Here is a 23,058-nt window from a genome sequence, read left to right as displayed (position 1 = left end):
TTAAGGAGACCGAAAATGCCTGAAACACCTGACGGTTCTGCCACCACAATCAGTAAAACTTTCAGCCGTGAAACCCGGGTCTCCATCACCATCGACGCGCCTCCGTCCACTGTGTGGCGGCTTCTCACTGATGCCAAAGGCTATCCCGCATGGAACTCCACGGTGGTTTCGGTGGACGGTGAAATCGCCCCGGGATCAAAAATCAAGCTGGTCTCCACGCTGGATCCCAGCCGTACCTTCACACTCAAGGTCAAAGAGTTCCAAGCCCCACAAAAGCTCGCCTGGGGTGACGCTCTGGGAACCAGGACTTACACCATCACTGAGACTAACGACGGGCGCTCCCTCTTTGAAATGGCCGAGAAGATCGGCGGTCCCGTCTTTCCGCTCTTTGCGTCAAAGATCCCGTCCTTTGACGCGAGCTTCACCCGGTTTGCGGCAGACCTGCAGGCGGCGGCCGAAAAGGAAAAGGAATAACGACGGCGCTGCTGCCGCCGGCTACGGGACGAACCAGCAACGGAACGAACCAGCTACGGAACAAACCTGTAGCCCATGCCCGGCTCGGTGATCAGATGCCGGGGGTTGCCACGCGGAACTGGACTTCGGCTGGAAGGTGGCCGCCGGCGTCGGTGACAAATTTCCCGACGGCGGACGCCGCACCTTTGCGGATAAGGCGCCCGTCCACGTCCAGGCCGCTCATACGGGTGCTGGCCGTGAACTCCACTATGGCGATCTCCGAGTAACTGTTGCGGAGACCGGCGAGATCGGGGCCCTCTACTCCCTTGGCGTCAGCGAGTTCCACAATGGAACGGCCTTCCGGGGTTTCGTCGGCGAGGCTGGACAGCCGGGCGGCGGTGATGAGTTGGTTCAGCTGGACGTCGTTGGCCGGGAAGAAATTGACGGCCGGCTTCGCGGAGGACCCTTGGATCATCGTTCCCATTTGCGCTGCCATCATTGCCGGGGGACTCGGTTTCCCGGTGATCATCCAGTTATTCAGGAATCCCTTCAACGTCAAGAACTGGACCATTCACCTTCGCCTGACCATCTTCGGCTATGTGCTGCTGTTTATTGCAGGCATCGTGCTCTTCGGTGCCTTTGAGTGGAACCGTCCGGAGACGTTAGGTCCTTTGAGCTTTGGCGGCAAGATTCTGGGGGCGCTTGGGGGAGGAGTTTTTCCCCGGACGGCAGGATTCAACAGCATCGACTACGGGGCAGCCACTCCCGAAACCCTCATGGTCACCAACATCCTGATGTTCATTGGCGGTGGCAGCGCAGGAACGGCCGGCGGAATCAAGATCACCACCTTCCTGGTTTTGGGGTTTGCCATGTGGAACGAAGTTCGGGGACGCGAGCACGTCACCATCGCACACCGGTCCATCAGTTCTTCCACCCAACGCCAGGCTCTCACTGTGGCCCTGCTGGGCGTGGGAGTGGTGATCCTTGGGACGCTGTTGCTCCTCATGTCCACCGACTACAGCCTGGAGAAAGTGCTTTTCGAGACCATCTCGGCGTTCGGAACCGTAGGGCTGAGCACGGGCATTGCCTACAACCTGCCTCCCACCGCCGAATGGGTGCTGATGGCGTTGATGTTTGCCGGCCGTATAGGAACCGTCACGGTTGCCTCAGCCATCGCCTTGGCATCCCGGCCAAGGCTTTTCCAGCTACCCGAAGAGCGGCCCATCATCGGCTGATAATTTCAGCCGGTCTGTTCCCGGGTTGTATCAATCCGTAGTGCGTTTTCAGCCGCGGGATTTCAAGGAAAACGGGCTCCCACAGCAAGTAGCCAGCTCTCGGATACGGCAGAAAGTCGAGTACCCACTACTCGTGCCCGGTGAGTACCCCATGGACTTAACTGATCTCAGCGGCTCATGAACTACCTCCAATAAACCCCCAATAGTTGGCGGTTGTACGAACCGCAGGCCGGGGCCGGACACAGTACGCAGGTACAGGTGTCCGGCCCCGGGGCCTAAAGCGGCCGGCCACGGTAACACGGCGTCGTCGGACGGAAAGATCCCCAGTCATCCGGATCACTGGTGAGCCGGATATGGTTCAACTCATGAACTGCGGGAAATATTTCGCAAGTTTAGGCCCCCAAAGAATCAGGCGGTCACGCGCATGCTACGTTTTCCCCAACGTTTGCATTTGGGGGTGCATCTGTAGCTCCCCCCGGAAGACAGAGGCTCGGGCATGGGATCTAAGAAAACGCGGCGTTTGGCGGCAACCGTTGTAGCAACCTGTTTTGTGAGCGGGCTAATGCAGGGCCCAGCCCTGGCTACAGCACCTCCTTCCGTGTCGTTTGAACAGGAAGATGTAACGCCTTCTGCCGTAAGTGGTTCGGGCCAGCAGTTCACTGATGTTCCAACAACTGCTCAATTCTTTAACGAAATTCAGTGGATGGGCTCGAAGGGTATCTCTACGGGGTGGGCCCAACCAGACGGTACACGTCTTTACCAGCCGCTCCTTTCCGTTAATCGGGACGCGATGGCAGCCTTCATGTACCGGCTGGCCGGATCCCCGCCGTTCACGGCTCCCGCGATCTCCCCATTTGCCGATGTACCTCCCACAGCGCAGTTCTTTAAGGAAATTACCTGGCTAGCGGCGCAGGGTGTCTCCACGGGATGGGTTGAGTCAGATGGCTCCAAAACCTACCGCCCTCTTCAGCCGGTAAACCGGGACGCAATGGCAGCATTTATGTATCGCTTGGCGGGATCTCCCGCGTTCACGGCTCCCACGACGTCTCCGTTCGCTGATGTCCCTCCCACAGCGCAGTTCTACAAGGAGATCACGTGGTTGGCGTCCACCCAGATCACCACGGGTTGGACGGAAGCTAATGGCTCCAAGACCTACAGGGCGCTATCGCCCGTGGCCAGGGATGCCATGGCGGCTTTCATGTATCGGTACGACGAGATGAAGAACCCGCCACAAACAAGTCCCCTGGAGCTTGGTTCAAGATGGCCATGGGCTGGTGTGGGGGAGCCATACTATGGCTCGCTATCGGCTTCCGGTGGTACATATCCTTACACCTTCTCCATCTCGGGTGCGGTCCCAGCCGGTCTCACCCTCAACACGTCCATCGGGCAGCTAAAGGGAACACCGTCCGCGGCAGGAACCTTTGCTCTGAAGGTCACAGTCACAGATGCCAAAGGCGTCAAAAAGACGGTGGACACCCTCTTCGGTGTTTCGCCCTCGCCTCTGGCGAACATCAAGTCAGTGACTACAGGAAATAGCTCCGTCTTTGCTGTCGGCAAGGACGGCCGCGTCTGGGCTTGGGGGTTGAACTACCAGCAGCGTTTGGGCTTATCCACTCTGGCTACAAACACGGCGGTCGTCTCGGCTCCTTTCCAAATTCCTGGTCTGACCGACGTGCAGAGTGTCACAGTGAACAGGGGAGGCACCTCAACCACTGCCTTTGCGGTAAAGACCGATGGCTCCGTCTGGGCGAGGGGCAGCAACAAAGAGGGTCTATTCGCTGACGGCACCACAATAGATGCCACAACCCCGGTAAGGATTCCCAATCTCACTGGGGTCAAGAGCATCGACACGGCTATACCTCCATCAGGAGTCGGCAGCACCGTGTACGCCACCAAAATTGATGGAACTGTGTGGGCGTGGGGTGCAAACGGTTACGGTCAGCTCGGTAACGGAACAACGACACCCAGCACAACGCCTGTGCAGGTAAAAGGCCTTTCAGGAGTTCAGAGCATCTCGGTCCCTCGAGGAACGGTCTATGCCCTGAAGACTGACGGAAGCGTTTGGGCGTGGGGCGACAACCATGGTGCCGGCCTCGGGTCAATCCAGGTGGACAACACAGGGATGAATCTGTCCTATTCGCCAACCCCGGTTCAGGTGACGGCGTTAGCGGGGGTCACCTCACTGGCAATGATCGACGACAATATTGTCTTCGCTTTGCAGAACGACGGCACCGTCTGGGCATGGGGCTATGGGTACAGCGGAGAACTTGGGAATGGGATCAAGGACTACTCACCCAATCCGGTGAAGGTCCACGGCCTGACGAACGTCAAGGCAATTTCCGCGAGTACGTCATGGCTCGGCGGCGGAGGTGCGGGCCATGCCCTCAAATCCGATGGCACTGTATGGTCTTGGGGTTCGAATGGGGATGGCCAATTGGGCAACGGCGTCGCAGGCGATTCGTCGGTTCCGGTTCTGACGGCAGGGCTCTCGGATGTTCGTGAGTTCGCATCCTCCACGTACGGGGCAGCAACGTTTGCGATTACTACGGCCGGGGCAGTCTGGTCATGGGGCGGCAACTCGTCCGGTCAGTTGGGCGACGGGACAACCACTCCGCACGGTTCATCCGACCCGTCACTCCTACCCAAGCAAATCGCTGGCTTGCCGCCTGTACAGAGCATCAACTTTGACGGCGGTTCAGTATTCGCGCTCACTGTTGATGGTCCGGTATGGGGTTGGGGGCAGAACGGCTTTAGCCAGCTCGGGAACCGCGACCACACTGAAGTGCTGGGCCCGGTTCAGGTTGGTTGGTAAAACTCCGGCGCACCGTTTATTGAATACGCCACCCGTTACCCGAAGAAAGTGACGGCGTTCGAAGGCATGGATACCAGTGTCCCCGGACAACCCGGCATGGACACCAGTTCCCGACGGGCCTGATGTGCGCGGCAACGAACCTAGGCCTGATTCCGGCTGATCAGCGCTGTGTCAGCAGCCAGCGGGCGATGGGTCGTAGTTGCTGCCGACACTTCGGCCTCTATCCGAACCCCGCATGCCAAGCAATCGAACAGCCGTGGCTAGCCGTCACCCGCGCCCAACTGCAAACGCCCGCGCTGAGTGCGATCAGTCGTCCTCGGTAGACGCCGAAGGTGCATGAGGGGCGAGTAGGAGGATCAGCTCGTCAATTTCATGTGCTGATGTGCTGGGGTGTCGGAAGTGTTGGTGGGGTTCCAGGGTGTAGTGGGTGCGGCGTCCCACTCGGCTGCGGTGAAGATACCCTTCGTTTTCGAGGTCCTTGAGTATTTGAAGTGCCGCACGTGGTGTGATCCCAACACGTTCAGCTATTTCCGTGACCCTGATCCCGGGGTCTGTGGCCACGGAAAGCAGGACGTGTCCGTGGTTCGTCAGGAAGGTCCAGCTATGCCGTTTCCGCGGACGCGGGGGCGGCATAGCTGGCAACGCTTCCTTCGAGCTCATTGGGAGCGACGCATTTGTTCGCAGATGCCCCGCCGGCGTTTCCGTGACTGATAAGGACACATGGCCCGGTGCGGGTCAACGCTCATTTCTTGTCTCCTTCGCTCACTGAGGGGCGGTGTTCCCCGCTGCCCTGAGGGTGTTCCTGTGGGGTGTGCTGTTTCTTCGTCCAGCTGTTTCGCCAGAGTGGTTCCAGTGCTTCGAGTTCTTGGGGTGTGGCTGTCCCGAAGGGCGGTTTTGCTGGCGCGGGGAGTTCTTTGCGGCCTTGTCCCCGGGTAGCCCAGAGGCTCATGCCGATGGATACGCCCAAGATGGTGGCGATGACGGCGAGGGAAATGGGGGTGGGAATGTAGTAGATGTCGATTTTGAGGAGCATCTTGATGCCCACCCAGATGAGAACGAGTGCGAGGCCGATTTTGAGGTAGATGAAGCGGTGGATCAGGTCCGCGAGGAGGAAGTACATGGCTCTGAGCCCGAGGATCGCGAAGGCGTTGGCGGTGAAGACGAGGAAGACTTCGTCAGTGACCGCGAAGATCGCCGGGATGGAGTCCACGGCGAAGATGATGTCCGTGAATTCGACCAGGGCCAGGACTGCTAGCAACGGGGTGGCAAGAAGGACGCCGTTCTTCCGGATGAGGAATCTTTGGCCGTGGAAGTCATTGGTCATGGGGACCTTTTTCCTGAACAGCGCCAGGGTTTTGGACTTTTCCGGGTCGAGGTGTTCGTTGCGGTGCCGGATCATTCGGTAGCCGGTGATGAGGAGGAAGGCTGCGAACAGGTAGAGCACCCATCCGGCGCTGGCGATGATGGCTGATCCTGCCGCGATGAAGATGCCGCGGAAAATGAGAGCCCCCAGCACGCCGAAGAACAGCACACGGTGCTGGTACTCGCGGGGGACGGCGAAGTAGGTGAAGATGATGGCCCAGATGAATACGTTGTCCACGGCGAGGGACTTCTCTATCAGGTATCCGGCGAAGTACTGCTGACCGAATTCGGCTCCGTAGAGTTGCCACACGAGAGCGCCGAAACCAACTCCAAAGGCAACCCACACCGCTGACCATAGGGCTGCTTCCCGGACGCCGATTACGTGGGCTTTGCGGTGGGCGAATAAGTCCACGGCGAGCATCAGAACAATAACGCCGAGAACGGCTAGCCACGCCCATAGGGGAACATTCATGAGGAAACCTCTTCCAGTCGGTGAACCAACTGGAGGTCTTTCCCAGCCACTTTCAAGAAGTGGCCTGTCCCGCCGGGCCGTACACGGACGGCCGGATTGACGACGGAACATTGGGGGATACTCCCCTCCGTGGAAATAGTGAACCATGCTTCACCTATTGAGGCAACAGGGCCAGCCTGACAAGCCGCGAGCGTACGCTGGTGTCATGGAGTCCGTGGTCAGGACCGTAGCTTTGAGCACCGGGATCAGTGTGCCCTGTTTCGTGCAGGGGAACCTTGAGCAAATAGCCGACGACGGCGGCGCACCGCTGCTGCTATTGCATGCGTGGGGTGAATCCCGGCGGAGTTTCGGTCGCCTCATTGCCTCGCTTCCGACGTTTGCGATGGTGGCGCCCGATCTGCGCGGTCATGGTGAGGCGGACAAGCCCGAAAGCGGTTATGCGTTGCCCGAAGTAGTTGGGGACGTAGTTGCCCTGACGGATGCTTTGGACGTCAAGCATGCGCATGTCTTGGGCTCGTCCAGCGGGGGATACGTGGCACAGCAACTCGCTGTCACTCATCCAGATCTTGTAGCATCCCTGACGTTGGTTGGCACACCCCTGAGCCTGCATGGAAAGCCACCATTTGCTGACGACGTAGAGGGGCTGAAAGATCCGATCTCAGAGGACTGGGTTCGGGATTCCCTATCTTGGTACAGATTGCTGCACGCCGTTCCCGCCTCCTACATCGACGACCGGGTAAAAGACGGCCTCGCTATGCCGGCATCAATCTGGAAAGCTTCGTTGCGCGGATTTTACGAAGCCGTTCCTCCGACGGAAACCGGCCACATTTCCGTCCCCACACTGATGCTCTGGGGCGCCCACGACCACTTGGTGCCCCGACAGCACCAAGAAACCTTGGCTAGACGCATCAACGGTGCACGATTGAAGATCTACGAGGACACCGGTCACTTGGTGCTTTGGGAGTGTCCGGAGCGCGTGGCGGTGGATGTGACGAGCTTCCTGGGAGAGCTATCCGAACGTCCGCGACTTGGCTGAACGTGTGGCTGTGCCCAGTTCCCCCGGGCCTGTTGTCCGCTGCGAAGAACCTCGGATTGCTCCGGCTGATGACCACAGTCTCTTACGCCCAACGACACCTCCTGGAACTACACCGCCCACGCCCGTGAGCAGATGCGGATGCTCATCGACCGGAACTCTGTCTAAGCTACTTATCTCAACGAGATGGGCATCATCAAGAGCAGCTTCGAACGAGGCTGGGTACCGGCATATTCCGAAGGATCCGCCGCTGTTGTTGTTCGTGGTGGCGGAAAACGGGAAGGTCCCGGAATGGCTTAAGTTGCACCACAGCCCGCCCGCGAGCGTCACTAACGGCACCGTGGTTCCCCTCCCGGACGAGCACTACCTCCACCACACGCATGCGGGGGGAGATCGCGGATGGGGTTAGGGAGTGGGAGGCGGAGCGGGGGTAGGTCTCACCTTCCTGTCAGCGGCGGGGCGAGCGTACGCTGGGGCCATGGAGGCCGAGGTCAGGACCGTCTCTTTGAGCACCGGGATCAGTGTGCCCTGTTTCGTGCAAGGGAACCTTGAGCAAACAGCCGACGACGGCGGCGCGCCACTGCTGCTATTGCATGCGTGGGGCGAATCCTGGCGGAGTTTTGGTCGTCTGATTGCCTCGCTTCCGACGTTCGTGATTATGGCGTCTGACCTACGAGGTCATGGTGGTGCGGACAAGCCGGTAGACGGCTACTCGCTGTACGAAGTCGCTGAGGACGTCGTTGCTCTCATGGACGCCATAGGCGTCAAACAAGCTCATGTCCTGGGGTCATCCAGCGGTGGTTATGTTGCGCAGCAACTCGCTGTCACTCATCCAGATCTTGTTGCATCCCTGACCTTGGTTGGCGCACCCCTGAGCCTGCATGGGAAGCCACCATTTGCGAACGAGGTCGAGGGACTCCGCGACCCGATCTCGGAAAGCTGGATGCGCGAGTCTTTGGCGTGGTATCGGCTGCTGCACGCCGTGCCAACCTCATATATCGAGGATCGGGTCAAGGACGGTCTCGCCATGCCGGCCTCAATCTGGATGGCTTCCTTGCGGGGATTCTACGAGGCCGTTCCTCCGACGGAAACCGGCGATATCTCCGTCCCCACTCTCATGCTTTGGGGTGCCCACGATCACCTCGTGCCGCGACAGCACCAAGAAACCTTGGCTGGCCGCAACAAGGGCGCACGATTGAAAATCTATGAGAACACCGGTCACCTGGTGCTGTGGGAGTGTCCGGAGCGAGTGGCAGAGGATGTGACGAGATTCCTCGGAGAGCTGCCCAAGGGCCAGTAACTTTGCAGAACATTCATCCGTGCAGCCGCAAAGCAACCAGTGTGGTTCTCTATGGTCATGGCATCCTTCCGAAAACCGACAACTCCGGCTGGTGAATCGGCGGAACTAGGTCAGCCCCCTTTCAGCAGACCGAACGAAACCCGAGTCGGCTGGATGGTGGGTGGCGGTCGGATTCTGCTCGGTTACGCCGTACTTACGCCAATTTTTGCTGTGCTGGCAGCCGGAGGCGGAGGCGGTCCCCTTGGGGTTCTTTTAGCCCTAGGTTTCGTCCCCGCGCTGACAATAGTGTTAACGTCCTAGCAGGGTGGCCCGTGCGCCGCATCCCTAGAATTCGGCAATGGTGGATCCGTCACGGCGAGATCGCCATGGTCGGCCTGGTTTTCAGCGTTGGACTAACCTTGTACGGCTACGCCATGGGATATGACGTAACTGTGATGGATCCGGAGCTTTCCATTCCCATCACTCTGTATCAACCTGAGTGGGCCTACTCCCTGCCCGGCTGGTTCATGACCTCTTTCTTCGCTACGCACATGTGGATTCCTCAGCGTTGGAGAAAGCGGAAGGTGACTTGAGTTGCACCACCGCCGGGCCTCTAGCGTCAACGACGGCACCGTGGAGGCTCCATGGCCGACTTCGTTATTGAGGACGCGCAAGTCCCTTGAGAAGTCCTGCCAATACGGGGGCCCGAGAGCCGGGCGACGTGGATACCAGATGCTTATTTCACAAGTGGCGACAAGGTATCTAGGAACAACGAGCGGCCGCTATAGGCGAGACTGTCTAACCTTTTGCCGGCGGAACGCTGCAACCGCCACAGCCAAGCAGCGGAGATTAGGGACGCGGGGCTCAGTGCTGGGTCAGCACTATTGCAGTTACTGCGATGGTTGCAATGAGCAGTAACGCGAGGCCAACGTAAGCGGGCCACCTCGGCTTCGATTTGTGCGGATTAATGTCTACGTAGGGCAAGAGGCTTCCTTTCAACCAGCAACATTGCTGTTTCGGTGCGGTGAGTTATTGGGTCTGCACAAGTGCACCCAGGGGATCGTGGCAGCGGCACGCCCCTGTTTGGGCAACAATGAATGGGCGTGCCGCCCGAATCATCATAAGGCTACTTTTCAAGATGCCGGAATGTTTCGCAGTCGACACATTACGGGCGGTTGCTAGGCCAATGAAGTACAAGGTCAGGAATGTGGCCCTGAGCGCCGGAATTAGCGTGCCATGTTCTGTTCACGGGAGTGTCGGCGAGACCGCCCGGGACGACACCCGGCTCCGGACATGCCCGGGGACGGTACTCACTCCGTGACGTTGTGAGGGATGTGGTGGCACTGCTGGATGCGTTGGGAATGAACCAGTTGCACATTTTGGGCTCATCCAGCGGCGGATGCGTTGCGCGGCAAAGGCTGTTGGTTCTCGTGCTCGTGGCCGAGCTGATCGCGGATAATTTGGTGCCCTGGCAGTGCCCATTGCGCGTGGAGGCGGAAGTGATTAGGTTTCCTACTTAGCGTCAAAAGTGCGAGACTCGCGGATCGTCTGCACGTGCCCCTTCAATCTCGTCTCCTGTGCGCGGCTATCAGCATCATAGAACCACCACTGGCTATTGCCCTCGATCGCACTTGCGGCCACGATGACTTCTTCACTTTGGAGTCCCTCATTGATGATGTACTTTGGCATATTTTCCCCAACTCTGTGCAAGCAGCACAGTCCAGTTATCCAATCGGGCACATTAGCAGTTCCCATGTATACAGCGACGGCAGGATGGCAGCAGCCCTCCCTGAAAGAAGCCGCCCACATCAAGCTTGGGCAAGGGCGCGATGTGGGCAGCTTCGGCCCCATAATAAGGTCACTTAGGAAGCTCGAAGGAGATTTGCCATATATTTTCGCGAATTATCCGCATTATAAGAGGGATGGTCATGTCCGAATGGGGAGCAGTGCGACGCGAAAAACTGTCGTACCTGCGAGGGCCGGTGAGCTGAGATACAAGAATCTCTGGTGGGCTGGCATGGGCTTATGCCTTGGCCGGTCTGGGCCGAGTGACTCGAGTTAGCAGGCGGGCACAGCCGATACCCATGACAGCACCGCAAGTATTCGTGACAACATCCAGAGGGCTTGCAAAGCGAGCTGAAATAAATAGCAGCTGCCCGGCTTCCATGGATAGGGATGCTAACAGCCCTATGGCCGCGAGGTGCCACCAAGGTTTTGCCGGCAGGGCCATGGCGGCCAAAATGCCAAGGGGAATAAACATCGCAACGTTGGCTGAAGACTCAACAAAATGATAGTTAAACCAGCCGGGGGCACCGTGTCTGTGGAGATATTTGAGGGCAGCCGTCAGCGTGCCAAAGATTGGTTTGTCTACGGGGGTGGGCCAGAAACCAACAACAGCCAGACCCGTCAAATAGGCTGTCAGGGCTATTCGCCAGGGGAGTGGTGTGTTCAAGCGCGCCCTCATGAAGTTCGAATAAGTGCCCAAGCGCTGACGCCGAGGGATACTACAGCCAGAAGGCAAAGCAATGCGTATTGTGGGAATTCCGGAGGCAGTTGAGGCCTACGAACCTGGGGGATGCGCAGTCCAATATGCCACCGTCGCCTTCTCCAATGTCGCCCCATGGTTCCTATGGATACCACAGGCAGACTTCCTTGGGGAAACAAAACAAAAAAATAAGGGTGGCTTGCCAACAATAACTTGTTGGCAAACCACCCTCACGTGGTTCTGGCCTGGTTAGGCAGAAACCTCGGTGCCCTTTGCGCGACGGCGAGCTACCACGACGGATGCCGTGCCGGCTGCCAGTGCGCCTGCGCCCACGAGGGACCACAGGATGAGGCTGGAGTCAGCGCCCGTGTTGGCCAGCGGCACACCACCGGTGTTTGCCAATCCGGTACCCGTACCGGTGGTGCTGCCCGTGTTGGAGAGAGCGGCGCCGCCGACTACTACCGTTACCGGTCCGACGGTGACGCCGGAGGAGTTGCCGGTAGCCGTAAGTGCGTATGCACCGGGCTCGTTGATGACGATGGAGGCGGCGAACGCGCCGTTTCCATCAGCGACAGCGCCCAAGGTGGACGGTGCCAACGGAATGCGTGCGGAGACCGACAGGCTACCGGCGGAAGCGCTGCCGCCGCTGGCTGCAGGCGTCCCCGTCGGGGTGATCGTGATAGTGATACCTTCACCGGGGGTAAAGCCGGTACCGCTGAAGATAAATGCTTCGCCCGGTGCCAAGGAAGCGTCAGAAACGGCGACGCTGGGTTCTTGTGCTGGGTAGTTGGCGTTGTTGGCTACGGCCGGTACTGCGCCGAGAAGTGCAATGGAACCTGCGAGCGTAAGCGCTGCAAGAGATTTCCTCATGTGTGTCCCCCCTGAGACTTTTGTGGTACGACGTGGTGTTTGGAGATTTCCGAGACCCTACGAGACCGTAAGAGAAACCTCATGTGCTGCTGCCCAGATAGAACTTACCATTTTATGGTTGTCAGCAGCAAAGAAAATCCAAGCTCGTTACAAAGGATTAACGTACCCGTCTTTCCCTATTCACAAGGAGTCGTCTGCGGAGCCAGCAGTACATCCTTGAGCGGTTGGACCGTAGGTGTGACAACTATTTCAGGCTGGGAGTGCTGAACGATGTGGCCGAAGTTGAACTCTAAAGTCGTGCTTTCTCCCGGGGCTAAGCGGATGGTGGAGGTTCCAACGCCTCGTTGGCTGTGCCGCTGCGCAGCAAAAGGTATCTTGACACCATCTTTTACAACCGTGTCAATATTTGCCTGTACTGGCCCATAGGCAACAACATTGGTTTGCACAGTGCCCGCTGGAACTCCGAACGCGCCTTCGCCAGTCACATATGCGGGCAATGACGTTGCGGCATCAATAGGTGCCGTATTGGTACTTGTAACCCTGACAGCTACCTCCCGGTACCCATCCCTGGTGCAGTCCTTAACTACTTGCACGCTGCGCTTCATCCAGTAGTCCATTTTGGCGCCGGTGCCGTCATTGAAGTAGACACCAAACTGGGCAGGCGGGATGGCGACGCCCGTTACCAGGCCGCCAATGGAGTACTGCCCGATGGTGGCCTGTTCCGCGTCGGTAGCCGACCACAAAAGGATCCGGCGTTCCTCAGCACCTTTGGTGAGGGCATCCATCAGCTTTTTTGGATCCGTCTTTCCTGAAGACAAAGCGCCAAAGATCTCTTTGGCGGCCCCCGCGAAGTAGACGTCCTGGAGCTTTGGCTGCTCGATCTTCATGTACGCATCGGACAAGAGTGTTTGAACCACATTCTTGCCGGTGAGTTCCTCCGGCAGATCGCTGCCGATCTGCTGAACGATCGGGTCTGTGATTTTCACTGGACCAGTGGCTTCGAGTATGAAGCTCAGGGCAACTGGGTCGAGTGAAAGTACTCCATCCAGTCGTTCACCGGTACTTTTCTCCCACATAGCTTGGGCAGTGCTCGCTGTCGTGGCAAAGTCCGGAGTTAAGTTAACATCCTGCATAAATCTGCCAACCCGGGCGGTATATATCGACTGCTGTTCAGCATCGATTGCGATGGGTGGCACGAATGCCCCGAGGGCTGTCGCACTTGTTTGTGACTCCAGCTTCAAACTACCTTTGTCCACGCTCAGTACCGCCAACGCTCCGGGAATACCGCCGGTCGCACGAGATTCGGCGTTGTTTTGCATTAGCAGAAGGTAGCGGCGTGGGCTTTCCGCTCCAAGCATCGCTGGCGCCAGCGTGGCCGCGCTGGATGCTGAATTCAGGTCCTTGCTGAGTTCCGACAGTTCCGTCCGTGCCTCTGTCAGGGGACCAACGATCTGAGGGAGAAGATTTCCAGTGTCGATGTTGTCCAAGCGTTGGGTTGATTCACGAACTGCGTGAGCGGCAGCCTGGATGCGAGGGGTGGCTTCCCTTAAGGGTTCGAGATTCATCCCGGAAGCGGTCGGAGTGAGGGTTTTCCAGTCCAATGATTGGAAGGCGTTGACCAACGGCACCGCTGCCAGCCGAGCTACATCGTCGGCCGTCATGGCGACTTCGCTGGCGGCTTGCAAATTTGGCCCGAACCAAGGCAGCGCGGAGGCGGCCTTCCAAACTGGGTCTGAAGATGCTTCCCTGGCGGCGCTGGTGTGATCCACGAGCGACTTGGAGATTGCATTGGCACTTGCGGCGTCGTTATTGGCGATCGCCTTCTTCAGGTCGGGCAGCAACCCGGTGGCGGCCGTTAGTTCGTTCTTGACAGTGCTCGCCTTGAATCCGAGCCAAGCCGTTGCCCCAGTTATCACCAGCAGGATGCCAACTGTCCACGATCCAATGACTAATCGCCTGCGGCGAACCATGGCCTTGGAACGAGTCGGCTTCGTCCGTTTACGAATTGGCCGTACATTTTCACTTCCTGAGCTCATGGACTACGGCCGTCCAAGTCCACGGTACTGCCATCCGGCAGCTCGCCATTTGGCTGGGTCGAGGACGTTGCGCCCATCGAGAATCCGGGGCGTGGAAACAACTTGGCTAATCACGTGAGGGTCCAGATCCCGATACTCCTGCCATTCAGTGAGCAGCAGTACAAGATCGGCATTGTGAAGTGCAGAGTCGACGTCCGGGATGTACTGAAGCTCAGGGAACCGACGTGCCGCGTTCGTTAAGGCCTTGGGGTCGGTGACGGTGACAACGGCACCCTGCAACTGGAGTTGAGCAGCAATGCTCAGTGCCGGCGAGTCGCGAACGTCGTCGCTTTCGGGCTTGAAGGCCGCTCCCAGAACCGTGATTCGCTTCCCAAGGAGGCCGTCGCCGCAAAGTTCGCGGCTCAACTCCACGACCCTCGTCCGACGACGCATATTGATCGCGTCGACCTCCCGGAGGAATGTCAGCGCTTGGTCGGCTCCGAGCTCTCCTGCTCGGGCCATGAACGCGCGGATGTCCTTTGGCAGGCAACCGCCTCCGAAGCCAATTCCAGCGTGAAGGAACTTGCGCCCGATTCTGTCGTCCATGCCGATCGCGTCCGCAAGGCGCGTCACGTCTGCACCAGCTGCTTCGCATAGTTCAGCCATGGCATTGATAAACGAGATCTTCGTAGCAAGGAACGAGTTTGCGGCAGTTTTTACCAATTCCGCTGTCGGCAAGTCCGTCACCAACCTGGGTGTGCCTGTGGCGAGAGGCGCCGCGTAGACCTCGTCCAGGACTGCTACGGAGGGATGTTCTTCGGAGCCGTCCGGAACCCCGTAAACAAACCGATCGGGACCCAGCGTGTCAGACACAGCATGCCCCTCGCGGAGGAACTCGGGGTTCCAGACAAGGTGTGCTTCCGGCTCTTGCTCGGCGATGAGCTCGGCGAGCCTGCCGGCGGTTCCGACTGGAACCGTCGACTTCCCCACTACCAAGTCGCCTGGCCTCAAGTACGGCAGGAGCCCCCGGGCAGCTGCATCGACATAAGTGAGATCTGCGCCATTTTCACCCTTTTTCTGTGGCGTTCCGACGCAGATGAAGTGCACGTCGGAACCCGCTGCTGCCTCCAGATCGGTGGTGAACGTGAGCCTGCCTGTTTCCTGCACGTCTCGCAGTAACTCGTCAAGACCGGGCTCGTAGAACGGCGCAGTTGCCGAGGAAAGCTGGGCGATCTTCCGCTCGTCCACGTCGATGCCGATCACCTCGTGACCAAGCTTTGCCATGCATGCGGCGTGCACAGCCCCGAGGTAGCCGCAACCGATGACGGAAATACGCATGTGAGTTTGTTCCTTTCGCAGTAACTGCGTTGGAGGGAAGGATTAGTAGGCGCCGGTGCTTCTGAAGACAGCGCGGATGGTTCGGAGGATGATAACGAGGTCTCCAGCAAGGGACCAGTTTTCGACGTAGTAGAGATCCAATCTGACAGAGTCCTGCCACGACAGATTGGACCTGCCGCTCACCTGCCAAAGTCCGGTCAGCCCGGGCTTGACCAGTAGGCGGCGACGGACATCATGCTCATAAGCTGCGACTTCACTGGGTAGCGGAGGGCGAGGACCCACCAAGCTCATGGACCCACTGAGGATGTTGAATAGCTGAGGAAGTTCGTCCAAGCTGTACTTCCGCAGTACGCCGCCAACTCGGGTTACTCGGGGGTCGTCTTTCATCTTGAAGAGCAAGCCACTGCCCTCGTTGCGCTTTTGAAGTTCCACGAGGCGATCTTCCGCGTCAACCACCATGGATCGGAATTTGAGCATCTGGAAGCGTGCGCCCTCCATACCCACGCGATCTTGCCTGAAAAGAACCGGGCCAGGGCTCCCAAGCTTTACCACCAAGGCGATTCCAAGCATCAAAGGGGAAGCCAAAATAATAAGGAGTCCGGACATCACGACGTCGAAGAGTCGCTTGGCTACCTGCTGGCCACCTTCAAGAGTTGGCGTAGTGACGTGAATCAGCGGAAGCCCGGCAACTTGTTGCGTATGAATACGCGGGCCGGCGATATCTGTGAGTGCAGGAGCCATGATGAGGCTGACATTTCGGGACGCGAGTTCCCAGCCGAGGTAGCGCAAAGACTGCGGAGTCAGCTGAACCCCAGCCGAGACTGCTACGGCATCTGCTTTGCACGACTCAATGGCATCAAGGATCAGTTGTGGTTCCGGTTTGTTCCCCAAGATGGGCAGCCCCGAAGATGGTTCGTGTGTTTGTATTTCACTGGAGCCGGGCGAATATGCGGCCACGGGAAGATAGCCCGCATGTGTCGACTTGGTGAGGGATGCGGCCAGATGGGCTATCGCCCCTTCACCGCCGACCAAGAGCAGCCGATTCATGCTTTGTCCACGCTGACGATTTAGATGCAGGTGCTGGCGAACCAACCAACGTGCCACCAGGAGTCCGCCCAGCCCGACTGGCAGCGCTATGCCGACGTATCCCCGTGCTGTGTCGATGCCGAACGCATAGGAAAATATGGCTAATGCACCAAAAAGCCACAATGAGGCGGCAGCAACTCGTTTATATTCCTCTGCCCCGGAGCCAAGTACTCGATGATGCCGACTAGTCCACGCACCCAACATCGCCCACCAAACGACCGCCAGAAGAGCTGAGATCCAAATGTAGGCGTCTGCGGTACTCGACGTGCTGAGCCCGTTGTCTACGCCGAAGCGCAGAACAAAGGCGCCGGTCACTGCCCAAACAACCACAACAGCGTCGACCACGGCGAGGAGCCGTGACGCTCTACCGCGCCAATCGGTGTCCTGACTCGATGTCATCTCGTCCCCAATAATCTGTGTCAAGGCCGCCGTATCCATTGCACTCTGCGCGAACGCGGGTTCGGAAAATTTTTGTGACAAGCTGCTTTACCTAGACCAGGGCAAGCTACTTGTTCAGCAGATCTGCTGCCGTAATAATCGCTGATTCGCGGCCTTCCGTGCAAATAAGTCCGCAAGCTGGGCTCTTGGTCGAGAGGCTTGTGAACAGCGCATGTCGGGAGTGTGACAAATGAGTCACTTCAAGTCTCAAAGTTGCAACCCCAGCTGAAAATTTTTCGACATGCTCTATATTAGAGCCATGGGGCTGGGGTCTAGCATTAAATCGGTCGAGGGCGCATCAGTGCGACCCGTGGTGCACGTCACAGAAAGCTTTGGGGGTGGTGTGGCTGCTGCCATACGCGACTATTGCCGTAATTATCCTGCGGCTGAACACCACCTAGTGTATGCACCTCGAACAGATGCGCCGATCGAGGCTTCTGATATAAGCGAGTTCGCATCCGTCACCCGGCTTCCGGAGGGTCATCTTCGACGAATCACCGTTCTTCGACGATTACTGAAAGGTCACCCGGAAGCCGTTATTCATGCGCATTCAAGCTTTGCCGGGGTTTATGTGCGGGCTGCGGTTGCTAAGAGTCATCAACGACCCATCGTTTACACCCCGCACTGCTATGGCTTTGAAAGGCGCGATACGGGGATCGCGCAGAGGTCTGTTTTTTGGGTTTTGGAGTGGCTGTTTGCCTTCAACACCACCGCATTCGCTGCCTGCTCGCAGCGAGAAGAAGAACTTTCCAACTGGCCTCTGACGTCGGCCAGGGCGGTACATGTCCCCAACGTAGTCTCCGGTGACATTCCAGTTACAGACATGCACATTCCCTCAGGACGCATTATGCGCGTGGTGGGTGCAGGGCGGTTGGGTCCGCAAAAGGACCCCGCGTTCTTTCGTGACTGCGTCGTCGCTCTACGCAATGCTGGTTATGAAATCGAGGCGACCTGGATAGGCGGGGGCGACGCAGATACGGAGCTCATGCTTGCGTCCGCGGGTGTCGTCACAACTGGATGGCTAACACGGCAAGGTGTGCTTGAGAACTTCAAGGCGGCGGATGTATACATACACTCAGCCAGGTGGGAAGGTTTTCCCATCGCTGTACTAGAAGCGTCGACCATGGGAGTCCCGATTGTGGCCCGAGATATCTCCGCCTTCTCGGGTGTGGATATCCCGCTTCTCATCGGTTCGCCTATAGACCTGGTTGAGGCGTGGCCTGACCTTCAATCCGCCTCCGTCCGGCGGGACATGGTGAGGTCAGCTACTTTGGCTCTCGAGCACTGTAACGATGGCGAACAAGCAAGAGCACTGCAAGATCTTTATGGCTCTCGACTCCCGGTCACATCCCGTCTCTAAGAGAGCTTCTCTCGAATGGTGGCAACGAAAGCTACGCCGCCGCTCGCGGCAGGAATGGCCTGAGTTGTTAAGCAATCACCGATTCGTTGATTTAGTCGCGTTCCACTCCTTGACTCATAACTACATAAACCTGAACGCCTGCAGGGCAAAGATAGGATCGCGGTATGAATGTGGGGAACGTAGTGCTTGAGAGGACGTTGATTTATGATGCTGATTGCGGGTTTTGTACCCGATCAGCACGATGGCTTGCCCATGGGGGGAACGTAAAGATCCAACCATGGCAGGGCATTAGTGATCTCGATGCCATTGGACTGAACGAAGAGATGGTGGAGACAGCGGCCTACTGGGCGGACGGTGGCGCGGTCATTGCCGGCGCTGAGCAGGCAATCGCTAAGGCGCTGATTGCCAAAGGATCTGGATGGCAATTAGCTGGACGCTTCATCCTCCTGCCTGGAGTGAAATGGGTGTCGTCGCGGGTCTACAAAGTAATCGCGAAGAATCGTCATGCGATGCCCGGTGGGACTGACGCATGCCGGCTCCCAAACTAGCGAGACGCAGACTAGCCGGGGTGATTCTCTTCGGTGGTCTTCTGTTGGTTCAAGGTGTGTACTCCTTCGCAGTAGAACCGGAACCATACCCTGCCATTCGAATGCCGTCCTTCGGTGCCGCACCCACGAAGGACGGGCTGTTTCCGAGCCGAATGGTCACTATTAAGGTGACCTACGTAGATGGGTCGACTGGAAATCCCCGGGTCTCTGAGCTGATGAACGGCGTCAGATTCTCTTCAGCGCGACCGACTCTCAACTTTGCGCTCGCCCCCGGGAAATCAATTGATGAGCCCACCCGTTCCTGGTTAAGAGATCGGGCCAAGGACGTCGGCCCGGGTGCTGATCCGGCAAATGTAGAGATCTGCTGGCAAGATGCCGCGGTTGACATTCGGAATGCCCGCGTTGTCAATGCGGAACCTTGTGAGACAACGGTGGTGTCATTTTGAATCGGATCATAGACACAGCCGCTGGGTGGATTGACCGCCTAGCGGATTCATATCGAGTCCAGCCGAGGTACCTCGGTGTCATTCGTATCTTGTTTGCACTCCACGTGATCGTATTCCCCGTGGACTACACGTGGACTGCCAAAGTCCCGGATTCGTTCTTCCAGCCTCGGCCCGGCCTGTTTGCCTGGATGACAGCAGCCCCAGACCTCTGGTTTATGGTGCTTCTGCAGGTTGCCCAAGTTGCCTTGGCAGCGCTTGTGCTCGTGGGATTCAAGACCTTTCACGTATCACTTTGCCTCACCATGATCATGATCATCGGTGCTGGCATCACGCATTCATTTGGCAAGCTCGATCACTTCATCCTTTATGAAATCTTCCCAGCTTTCATGGCATTCGCTGGGTGGGGAGCGGCGCTTTCCTTGGATGCGCGGATGGCGCGGGGGCGCACGTCTAAAGGCTTGCCAATGCTTCTGTGGGGGATCACGGTTGCTTTTGCACTCTTTAGCGCCGCGCTCCCCAAAATGCTTGCTGGTTGGCTGGACCCGGCGAAAGAGGCCAGCCGGGCATTCATCGCTCGCGACCTGGCAGAAGCCGAGAAGCTTGGGCCGATGGTGGATTTAATCTTTGCACTGGATAACCATCTCTTTTGGAAGTTCATGGACTACGCCACAATCTTCGCTGAAGGGTGGCTCGTAGTCGCCGTCTTCATGCCCAAGCTTTTCCGTCTGGGCCTCTTGGCGTTGCTGACCTTCCACGTTGGGGTTTACCTGAGCCTGGGTATCGACTTCGCAAGCTATTTCCTTCTATACGCCGTCTTCTTCTCCCCGCTCCTCATATGGGTTCAACGACAGTTTTCCCGTCAGAGCGGCAGACACAGAGAAATGGCCCAACGCATCGAGTGAAGCGACGGTCTGGGGGCCTTTCCTGCACTGCCGGCTATCGCAGTCCGAGCTATTTTCAGCCCGTTACATCCCGCGCCCGCGCCTACAGGCGATCCAGCCTTCGGATTCTAAACCCGTGTAGTCGAGTTCACTGAGGTCTCGTCCCTCTCAGATGGACGAAGGCCACTCGTATGGAACGATGCCACGTAGGCCAGGATCAAAGGGAGCCAGTACTGCTGCTGATCATAGAAGGCAGACCCGAGGGCGTAGACGATCACGGCAGCCATTATCGCGGCCTCCGGTCCTTTTTCTCCCAGAACCATGGCTCGAATTATGCGGACCGCGATAGCAATCGATATGGCCGATATAGCTAGGAACATCGCGAGGCCACCCTGGTACCAAGCATGCAAGATGTAGTTGTGTACCACGGTGATGCCGTTGTAAGTGCCTTGATTAGTAGGATCCATGCCGACCCCGACCAGTGGATCTGACTTAATGTAGTCCCAAGCAAATGCATACGTCTGCTGACGAATACCCAGAGATGCCACGCCAACAGATTCGCCCGTTACCACGTCAATCCGGTGATTGACCGGAGCCAAAAGCGCGGTCGGATCAAAGCCAGCTGCAAAGAACAAGACCACGGTGGCTGCCAGTCCCAGGGTTCCCAGTAGGAGGCTACGGACTCCTGCGCGATAGACGATGATCAAAACAACGGCTGCTGCTCCCAAAGACAGCAGGGAGCTCAGACTTCCAGTAGCTATCAATGCGCCCAAATTGAGGCCCGTGAAGAGCAGAATGGTTAATCTTTGTGTGCCGCGAGTGGAACGGAACATTGCAACTATGAGAACCAGGGCAATGACGCACATGAGGCCCTGCACGTTTGGATGCCCGGCCAGCCCGTTGGCTCGGCCGCTGTTTGCTGCGGCCCCGAGAACACGCAAACCAGCAACTTGGGCCAGGGCTGCAGTTGCGGACACGGATTGGACGCACAAGAAGGCAATTGCAATACGTCGTCCGAACAAAGGTGATGTCGTGAAGTAGTAATTGAAGACAAACGGTGCGAGCGCCACCAATGCAGCCAAACCTACGGCTGTCCGGAGGCTCGCGGAAACGTCGCTGGACGTTCCAGAGATGGCGCCGGCCAACACAAGGAGCGCCGCCGAAGCCACCCAAACTATTGCGTTAGGTAGCGCACGGACCCGGCCCATCAGAAGTGGCAACACGAGCAGCACGATGATTATCTGGGGAAGCCAGCTAAAACCTGATTCGGCGATAAATCGATATACGGGGATGATTCCACCGACTGCGATCCAGATGAAGCTGCCTATCCGCCCATCGGACGATGCAGCTTTGACTGTCCGTGGAGATCCCGGTGTGGAGTGGCGAAGCGCGTACTTCGGACGAAGATAACCTTGGCTCACTGTATTCTTCTCTTCCCGCATCAGCGAGCCTTTCTAGCTACCATTCGCACTGAGTGCGCAACGGTCCGGACGAACGGGAATACGAGGTACGACAGCGCTCCATATACGAGCATTCCCAGAACGCCAGCGCCGAGTGCAAACCAAGAATTATCGATGAAGATCGTGGACGCGATGCCAATGGCGGTTACAGGGACCACACAGATCAGAATGGACTTGATTCCATTTTTCAAGAGTGGGGCCATTTCGGTGTTAGTTGCCCTTCCACACCACCAGAGGGACAGCATCCAGTTGACGAGGTATCCAGCAGAGTGACCGATCGCGACACCTAGGGCACCCCACGGCAGCCCCGCGAGCATGCAGATCACTATCAGAGGCTGGGAGACCAAGTAGAAGCGGAATTGAGCTCCGGTTTTGTCCTTGGCCAAGAAGATCCAAAAAGTTATCTGGTTCAAACCCCGGAAGACGCCACCTACTGCCAAGGCCTGAAGAATTGGTGCCATGGACGTCCAATTCGGGCCAAAGACAATATCTACCAGTGGGAGAGCCAACCCGCATGCGACGCCATAAATGATACCCAGCCCGACTCCACCGACCAGCTGTCCTTGAAGCAGGAATCGGTTGAATCGGTCCTTGTCATGAGCGACCCGGGTCAGGACCGGTACCGCCACTCGCGTAAGGGGCGCAGCGAGTTGACTGAGGGGAAGCATAAGCAATTGATAAGCGCGCCCGTATACGCCCAAGACGGTTGGTCCCCAGAAATATCCAAGCGAGAGGTTGTCTATGTTCTTTGTTACGTAGGCGACTGCTTGCGACCCGAAGACACCCAGGCCAAAGCTCATAACATCGCGAATCGACGTTCGCCGAGAAGGCCACCCTGGCCACCAGCCAGAGAGCGCGACCGCAAGCACCATCCCGACGAGCCCGACAACGAGTTGCTGGACAACAAGAACCCAATAGTCTGCCGCGAAGAGCCATGCGTACCCAATGGCGCACAGAAGGCCCACCAAGGCGGGGACTGTGTCAACAATTGCCAGCCGCTTGAACCGCATTTTTTGATTGATCCGTGCGCGAAACTGCGTTGAGAAGCCTGAGAATACGAAGGTAAGTGACAACCAGATGACGATGTTCTCGAGCGCTGGCTGTGAAAAGACCTGAGCCACCGGCTTGGCCAGAAGGTACGCAGCGCCACCCAAGATCAAACCGAAAGCGGTGTTGATCCAGAAGAGGTTCGACATCTGCCGGTGAGATAGCCGCACGCTGCGGGCGGCAGCCATCGACAGACCGAAGTCCCTGAACAGCTCGCCCAAAGCCACGAGGCTCAAGACTATGGCAACGAGGCCGAAGTCGGCCGGGGACAGCAAACGTGCAAGGATGACCGTCGAAGCGAGCAGCACAACTAACCGGACCAGTTGTCCGGCTATCGTTGCGGATGCTCCTCGGACGGCCTGCTTTCCGAGCTGCTGGTTCCGACGCGAACTGCGTGTTGGGAGTTCGTCTGTTGTCATTTTGGTCGTTCCTGTCTAA

The 23,058-nt window shown here is 57.8% G+C and carries 19 protein-coding genes; 9 read left to right on the top strand and 10 right to left on the bottom strand.

The window, feature by feature from the left end:
- Nucleotides 1-15: 15 nt before the first annotated feature.
- Entirely contained in the window at nucleotides 16-474 is a 459-nt protein-coding gene (locus tag ACZ5J0_RS14975) for an SRPBCC domain-containing protein (RefSeq protein WP_464093407.1), read from the top strand.
- A 91-nt stretch (nucleotides 475-565) separates the two neighbouring features.
- On the opposite strand, the gene ACZ5J0_RS14970 is transcribed toward ACZ5J0_RS14975, so the two are convergent.
- On the bottom strand, nucleotides 566-937 hold the full coding sequence (locus ACZ5J0_RS14970) for a hypothetical protein (protein ID WP_464094760.1): 372 nt from the start codon (nucleotides 935-937) through the stop codon (nucleotides 566-568).
- Between ACZ5J0_RS14970 and ACZ5J0_RS14965 the strand changes: the two genes are divergently transcribed.
- Together ACZ5J0_RS14965 and ACZ5J0_RS14960 are read left to right on the top strand one after the other, a co-directional pair.
- Nucleotides 855-1,688 (top strand): potassium transporter TrkG, encoded by an 834-nt coding sequence (locus tag ACZ5J0_RS14965; RefSeq protein ID WP_464094736.1) that lies wholly within the window; start codon nucleotides 855-857, stop codon nucleotides 1,686-1,688. The genes ACZ5J0_RS14970 and ACZ5J0_RS14965 overlap by 83 nt on opposite strands.
- Before the next feature lie 790 nt (nucleotides 1,689-2,478).
- Nucleotides 2,479-4,500: a putative Ig domain-containing protein gene (locus tag ACZ5J0_RS14960; RefSeq protein WP_464093406.1), complete on the top strand. Its 2,022-nt coding sequence runs from the start codon at nucleotides 2,479-2,481 to the stop codon at nucleotides 4,498-4,500.
- Nucleotides 4,501-4,806: 306 nt separating this feature from the next.
- On the opposite strand, the gene ACZ5J0_RS14955 is transcribed toward ACZ5J0_RS14960, so the two are convergent.
- The gene (locus ACZ5J0_RS14955; RefSeq protein WP_464093405.1) at nucleotides 4,807-5,133 is read right to left on the bottom strand and encodes a helix-turn-helix transcriptional regulator; all 327 of its coding nucleotides are present in this window, start codon (nucleotides 5,131-5,133) and stop codon (nucleotides 4,807-4,809) included.
- A gap of 109 nt (nucleotides 5,134-5,242) precedes the next feature.
- Nucleotides 5,243-6,334, bottom strand: coding sequence for a TerC family protein (locus ACZ5J0_RS14950; RefSeq protein ID WP_464093404.1), 1,092 nt, complete (start codon nucleotides 6,332-6,334; stop codon nucleotides 5,243-5,245).
- 205 nt (nucleotides 6,335-6,539) lie between these two features.
- On the opposite strand from ACZ5J0_RS14950, the gene ACZ5J0_RS14945 reads away from it, so the two are divergent.
- From ACZ5J0_RS14945 to ACZ5J0_RS14935, 3 genes are all read left to right on the top strand, one after another.
- Nucleotides 6,540-7,370 carry an alpha/beta fold hydrolase gene (locus tag ACZ5J0_RS14945; protein ID WP_464093403.1) on the top strand — a complete coding sequence of 277 codons (831 nt, stop codon included), beginning with the start codon at nucleotides 6,540-6,542 and terminating at the stop codon, nucleotides 7,368-7,370.
- A 475-nt stretch (nucleotides 7,371-7,845) separates the two neighbouring features.
- A complete protein-coding gene (locus tag ACZ5J0_RS14940) occupies nucleotides 7,846-8,667 on the top strand; it encodes an alpha/beta fold hydrolase (RefSeq protein WP_464093402.1) in 822 nt (273 codons plus the stop codon).
- Nucleotides 8,668-9,899: 1,232 nt separating this feature from the next.
- Complete coding sequence (locus ACZ5J0_RS14935) at nucleotides 9,900-10,166, top strand: alpha/beta fold hydrolase (protein WP_464093401.1); 267 nt, start codon at nucleotides 9,900-9,902, stop codon at nucleotides 10,164-10,166.
- Nucleotides 10,167-10,669: 503 nt separating this feature from the next.
- Here the strand turns inward: ACZ5J0_RS14935 and ACZ5J0_RS14930 are convergent.
- From ACZ5J0_RS14930 to ACZ5J0_RS14910, 5 genes are all read right to left on the bottom strand, one after another.
- Nucleotides 10,670-10,876, bottom strand: coding sequence for a VanZ family protein (locus ACZ5J0_RS14930; protein WP_464094735.1), 207 nt, complete (start codon nucleotides 10,874-10,876; stop codon nucleotides 10,670-10,672).
- Nucleotides 10,877-11,380: 504 nt separating this feature from the next.
- Entirely contained in the window at nucleotides 11,381-12,001 is a 621-nt protein-coding gene (locus tag ACZ5J0_RS14925) for an LPXTG cell wall anchor domain-containing protein (protein WP_464093400.1), read from the bottom strand.
- A 176-nt stretch (nucleotides 12,002-12,177) separates the two neighbouring features.
- Complete coding sequence (locus ACZ5J0_RS14920; protein ID WP_464093399.1) at nucleotides 12,178-14,037, bottom strand: DUF4012 domain-containing protein; 1,860 nt, start codon at nucleotides 14,035-14,037, stop codon at nucleotides 12,178-12,180.
- 3 nt (nucleotides 14,038-14,040) lie between these two features.
- Entirely contained in the window at nucleotides 14,041-15,354 is a 1,314-nt protein-coding gene (locus tag ACZ5J0_RS14915) for a UDP-glucose dehydrogenase family protein (protein ID WP_464093398.1), read from the bottom strand.
- A 42-nt stretch (nucleotides 15,355-15,396) separates the two neighbouring features.
- Nucleotides 15,397-16,839, bottom strand: coding sequence for a sugar transferase (locus ACZ5J0_RS14910; protein WP_464093397.1), 1,443 nt, complete (start codon nucleotides 16,837-16,839; stop codon nucleotides 15,397-15,399).
- A 349-nt stretch (nucleotides 16,840-17,188) separates the two neighbouring features.
- Between ACZ5J0_RS14910 and ACZ5J0_RS14905 the strand changes: the two genes are divergently transcribed.
- The 3 genes from ACZ5J0_RS14905 (at nucleotide 17,189) to ACZ5J0_RS14895 (ending at nucleotide 20,134) form a co-directional block, all read left to right on the top strand.
- Nucleotides 17,189-18,238 (top strand): glycosyltransferase, encoded by a 1,050-nt coding sequence (locus ACZ5J0_RS14905; protein WP_464093396.1) that lies wholly within the window; start codon nucleotides 17,189-17,191, stop codon nucleotides 18,236-18,238.
- Between the two features lie 164 nt (nucleotides 18,239-18,402).
- Complete coding sequence (locus ACZ5J0_RS14900; RefSeq protein WP_464093395.1) at nucleotides 18,403-18,786, top strand: thiol-disulfide oxidoreductase DCC family protein; 384 nt, start codon at nucleotides 18,403-18,405, stop codon at nucleotides 18,784-18,786.
- A 565-nt stretch (nucleotides 18,787-19,351) separates the two neighbouring features.
- Nucleotides 19,352-20,134: a hypothetical protein gene (locus ACZ5J0_RS14895; RefSeq protein WP_464097198.1), complete on the top strand. Its 783-nt coding sequence runs from the start codon at nucleotides 19,352-19,354 to the stop codon at nucleotides 20,132-20,134.
- Nucleotides 20,135-20,241: 107 nt separating this feature from the next.
- Here the strand turns inward: ACZ5J0_RS14895 and ACZ5J0_RS14890 are convergent, their stop codons facing one another.
- Together ACZ5J0_RS14890 and ACZ5J0_RS14885 are read right to left on the bottom strand one after the other, a co-directional pair.
- The gene (locus ACZ5J0_RS14890; RefSeq protein ID WP_464093392.1) at nucleotides 20,242-21,555 is read right to left on the bottom strand and encodes an O-antigen ligase family protein; all 1,314 of its coding nucleotides are present in this window, start codon (nucleotides 21,553-21,555) and stop codon (nucleotides 20,242-20,244) included.
- Nucleotides 21,555-23,039 (bottom strand): lipopolysaccharide biosynthesis protein, encoded by a 1,485-nt coding sequence (locus tag ACZ5J0_RS14885; protein WP_464093391.1) that lies wholly within the window; start codon nucleotides 23,037-23,039, stop codon nucleotides 21,555-21,557. The genes ACZ5J0_RS14890 and ACZ5J0_RS14885 overlap by 1 nt, the downstream gene beginning before the upstream one ends.
- Between the last annotated feature and the right edge of the window lie 19 nt (nucleotides 23,040-23,058).

This window comes from Arthrobacter sp. DualSoilB13, assembly GCF_055389195.1.
The sequence above is the reverse complement of the archived record's forward strand: the minus strand, read 5'-3'. Positions and strand labels throughout refer to the sequence as shown.

What these genes read in the sequence shown, in the direction of transcription:
- ACZ5J0_RS14960 (WP_464093406.1), top strand. Translation starts at nt 2,479, where the DNA reads ATGGCAGCCTTCATGTACCGGCTGGCCGGATCCCCGCCGTTCACGGCT.
- ACZ5J0_RS14925 (WP_464093400.1), bottom strand. Translation starts at nt 12,001, where the DNA reads ATGAGGAAATCTCTTGCAGCGCTTACGCTCGCAGGTTCCATTGCACTT.
- ACZ5J0_RS14920 (WP_464093399.1), bottom strand. Translation starts at nt 14,037, where the DNA reads ATGAGCTCAGGAAGTGAAAATGTACGGCCAATTCGTAAACGGACGAAG.
- ACZ5J0_RS14910 (WP_464093397.1), bottom strand. Translation starts at nt 16,839, where the DNA reads ATGACATCGAGTCAGGACACCGATTGGCGCGGTAGAGCGTCACGGCTC.
- ACZ5J0_RS14975 (WP_464093407.1), top strand. Translation starts at nt 16, where the DNA reads ATGCCTGAAACACCTGACGGTTCTGCCACCACAATCAGTAAAACTTTC.
- ACZ5J0_RS14945 (WP_464093403.1), top strand. Translation starts at nt 6,540, where the DNA reads ATGGAGTCCGTGGTCAGGACCGTAGCTTTGAGCACCGGGATCAGTGTG.
- ACZ5J0_RS14940 (WP_464093402.1), top strand. Translation starts at nt 7,846, where the DNA reads ATGGAGGCCGAGGTCAGGACCGTCTCTTTGAGCACCGGGATCAGTGTG.
- ACZ5J0_RS14900 (WP_464093395.1), top strand. Translation starts at nt 18,403, where the DNA reads ATGAATGTGGGGAACGTAGTGCTTGAGAGGACGTTGATTTATGATGCT.
- ACZ5J0_RS14965 (WP_464094736.1), top strand. Translation starts at nt 855, where the DNA reads ATGAGTTGGTTCAGCTGGACGTCGTTGGCCGGGAAGAAATTGACGGCC.
- ACZ5J0_RS14890 (WP_464093392.1), bottom strand. Translation starts at nt 21,555, where the DNA reads ATGCGGGAAGAGAAGAATACAGTGAGCCAAGGTTATCTTCGTCCGAAG.
- ACZ5J0_RS14955 (WP_464093405.1), bottom strand. Translation starts at nt 5,133, where the DNA reads ATGCCGCCCCCGCGTCCGCGGAAACGGCATAGCTGGACCTTCCTGACG.
- ACZ5J0_RS14950 (WP_464093404.1), bottom strand. Translation starts at nt 6,334, where the DNA reads ATGAATGTTCCCCTATGGGCGTGGCTAGCCGTTCTCGGCGTTATTGTT.
- ACZ5J0_RS14930 (WP_464094735.1), bottom strand. Translation starts at nt 10,876, where the DNA reads ATGGCCCTGCCGGCAAAACCTTGGTGGCACCTCGCGGCCATAGGGCTG.
- ACZ5J0_RS14885 (WP_464093391.1), bottom strand. Translation starts at nt 23,039, where the DNA reads ATGACAACAGACGAACTCCCAACACGCAGTTCGCGTCGGAACCAGCAG.
- ACZ5J0_RS14970 (WP_464094760.1), bottom strand. Translation starts at nt 937, where the DNA reads ATGGGAACGATGATCCAAGGGTCCTCCGCGAAGCCGGCCGTCAATTTC.
- ACZ5J0_RS14915 (WP_464093398.1), bottom strand. Translation starts at nt 15,354, where the DNA reads ATGCGTATTTCCGTCATCGGTTGCGGCTACCTCGGGGCTGTGCACGCC.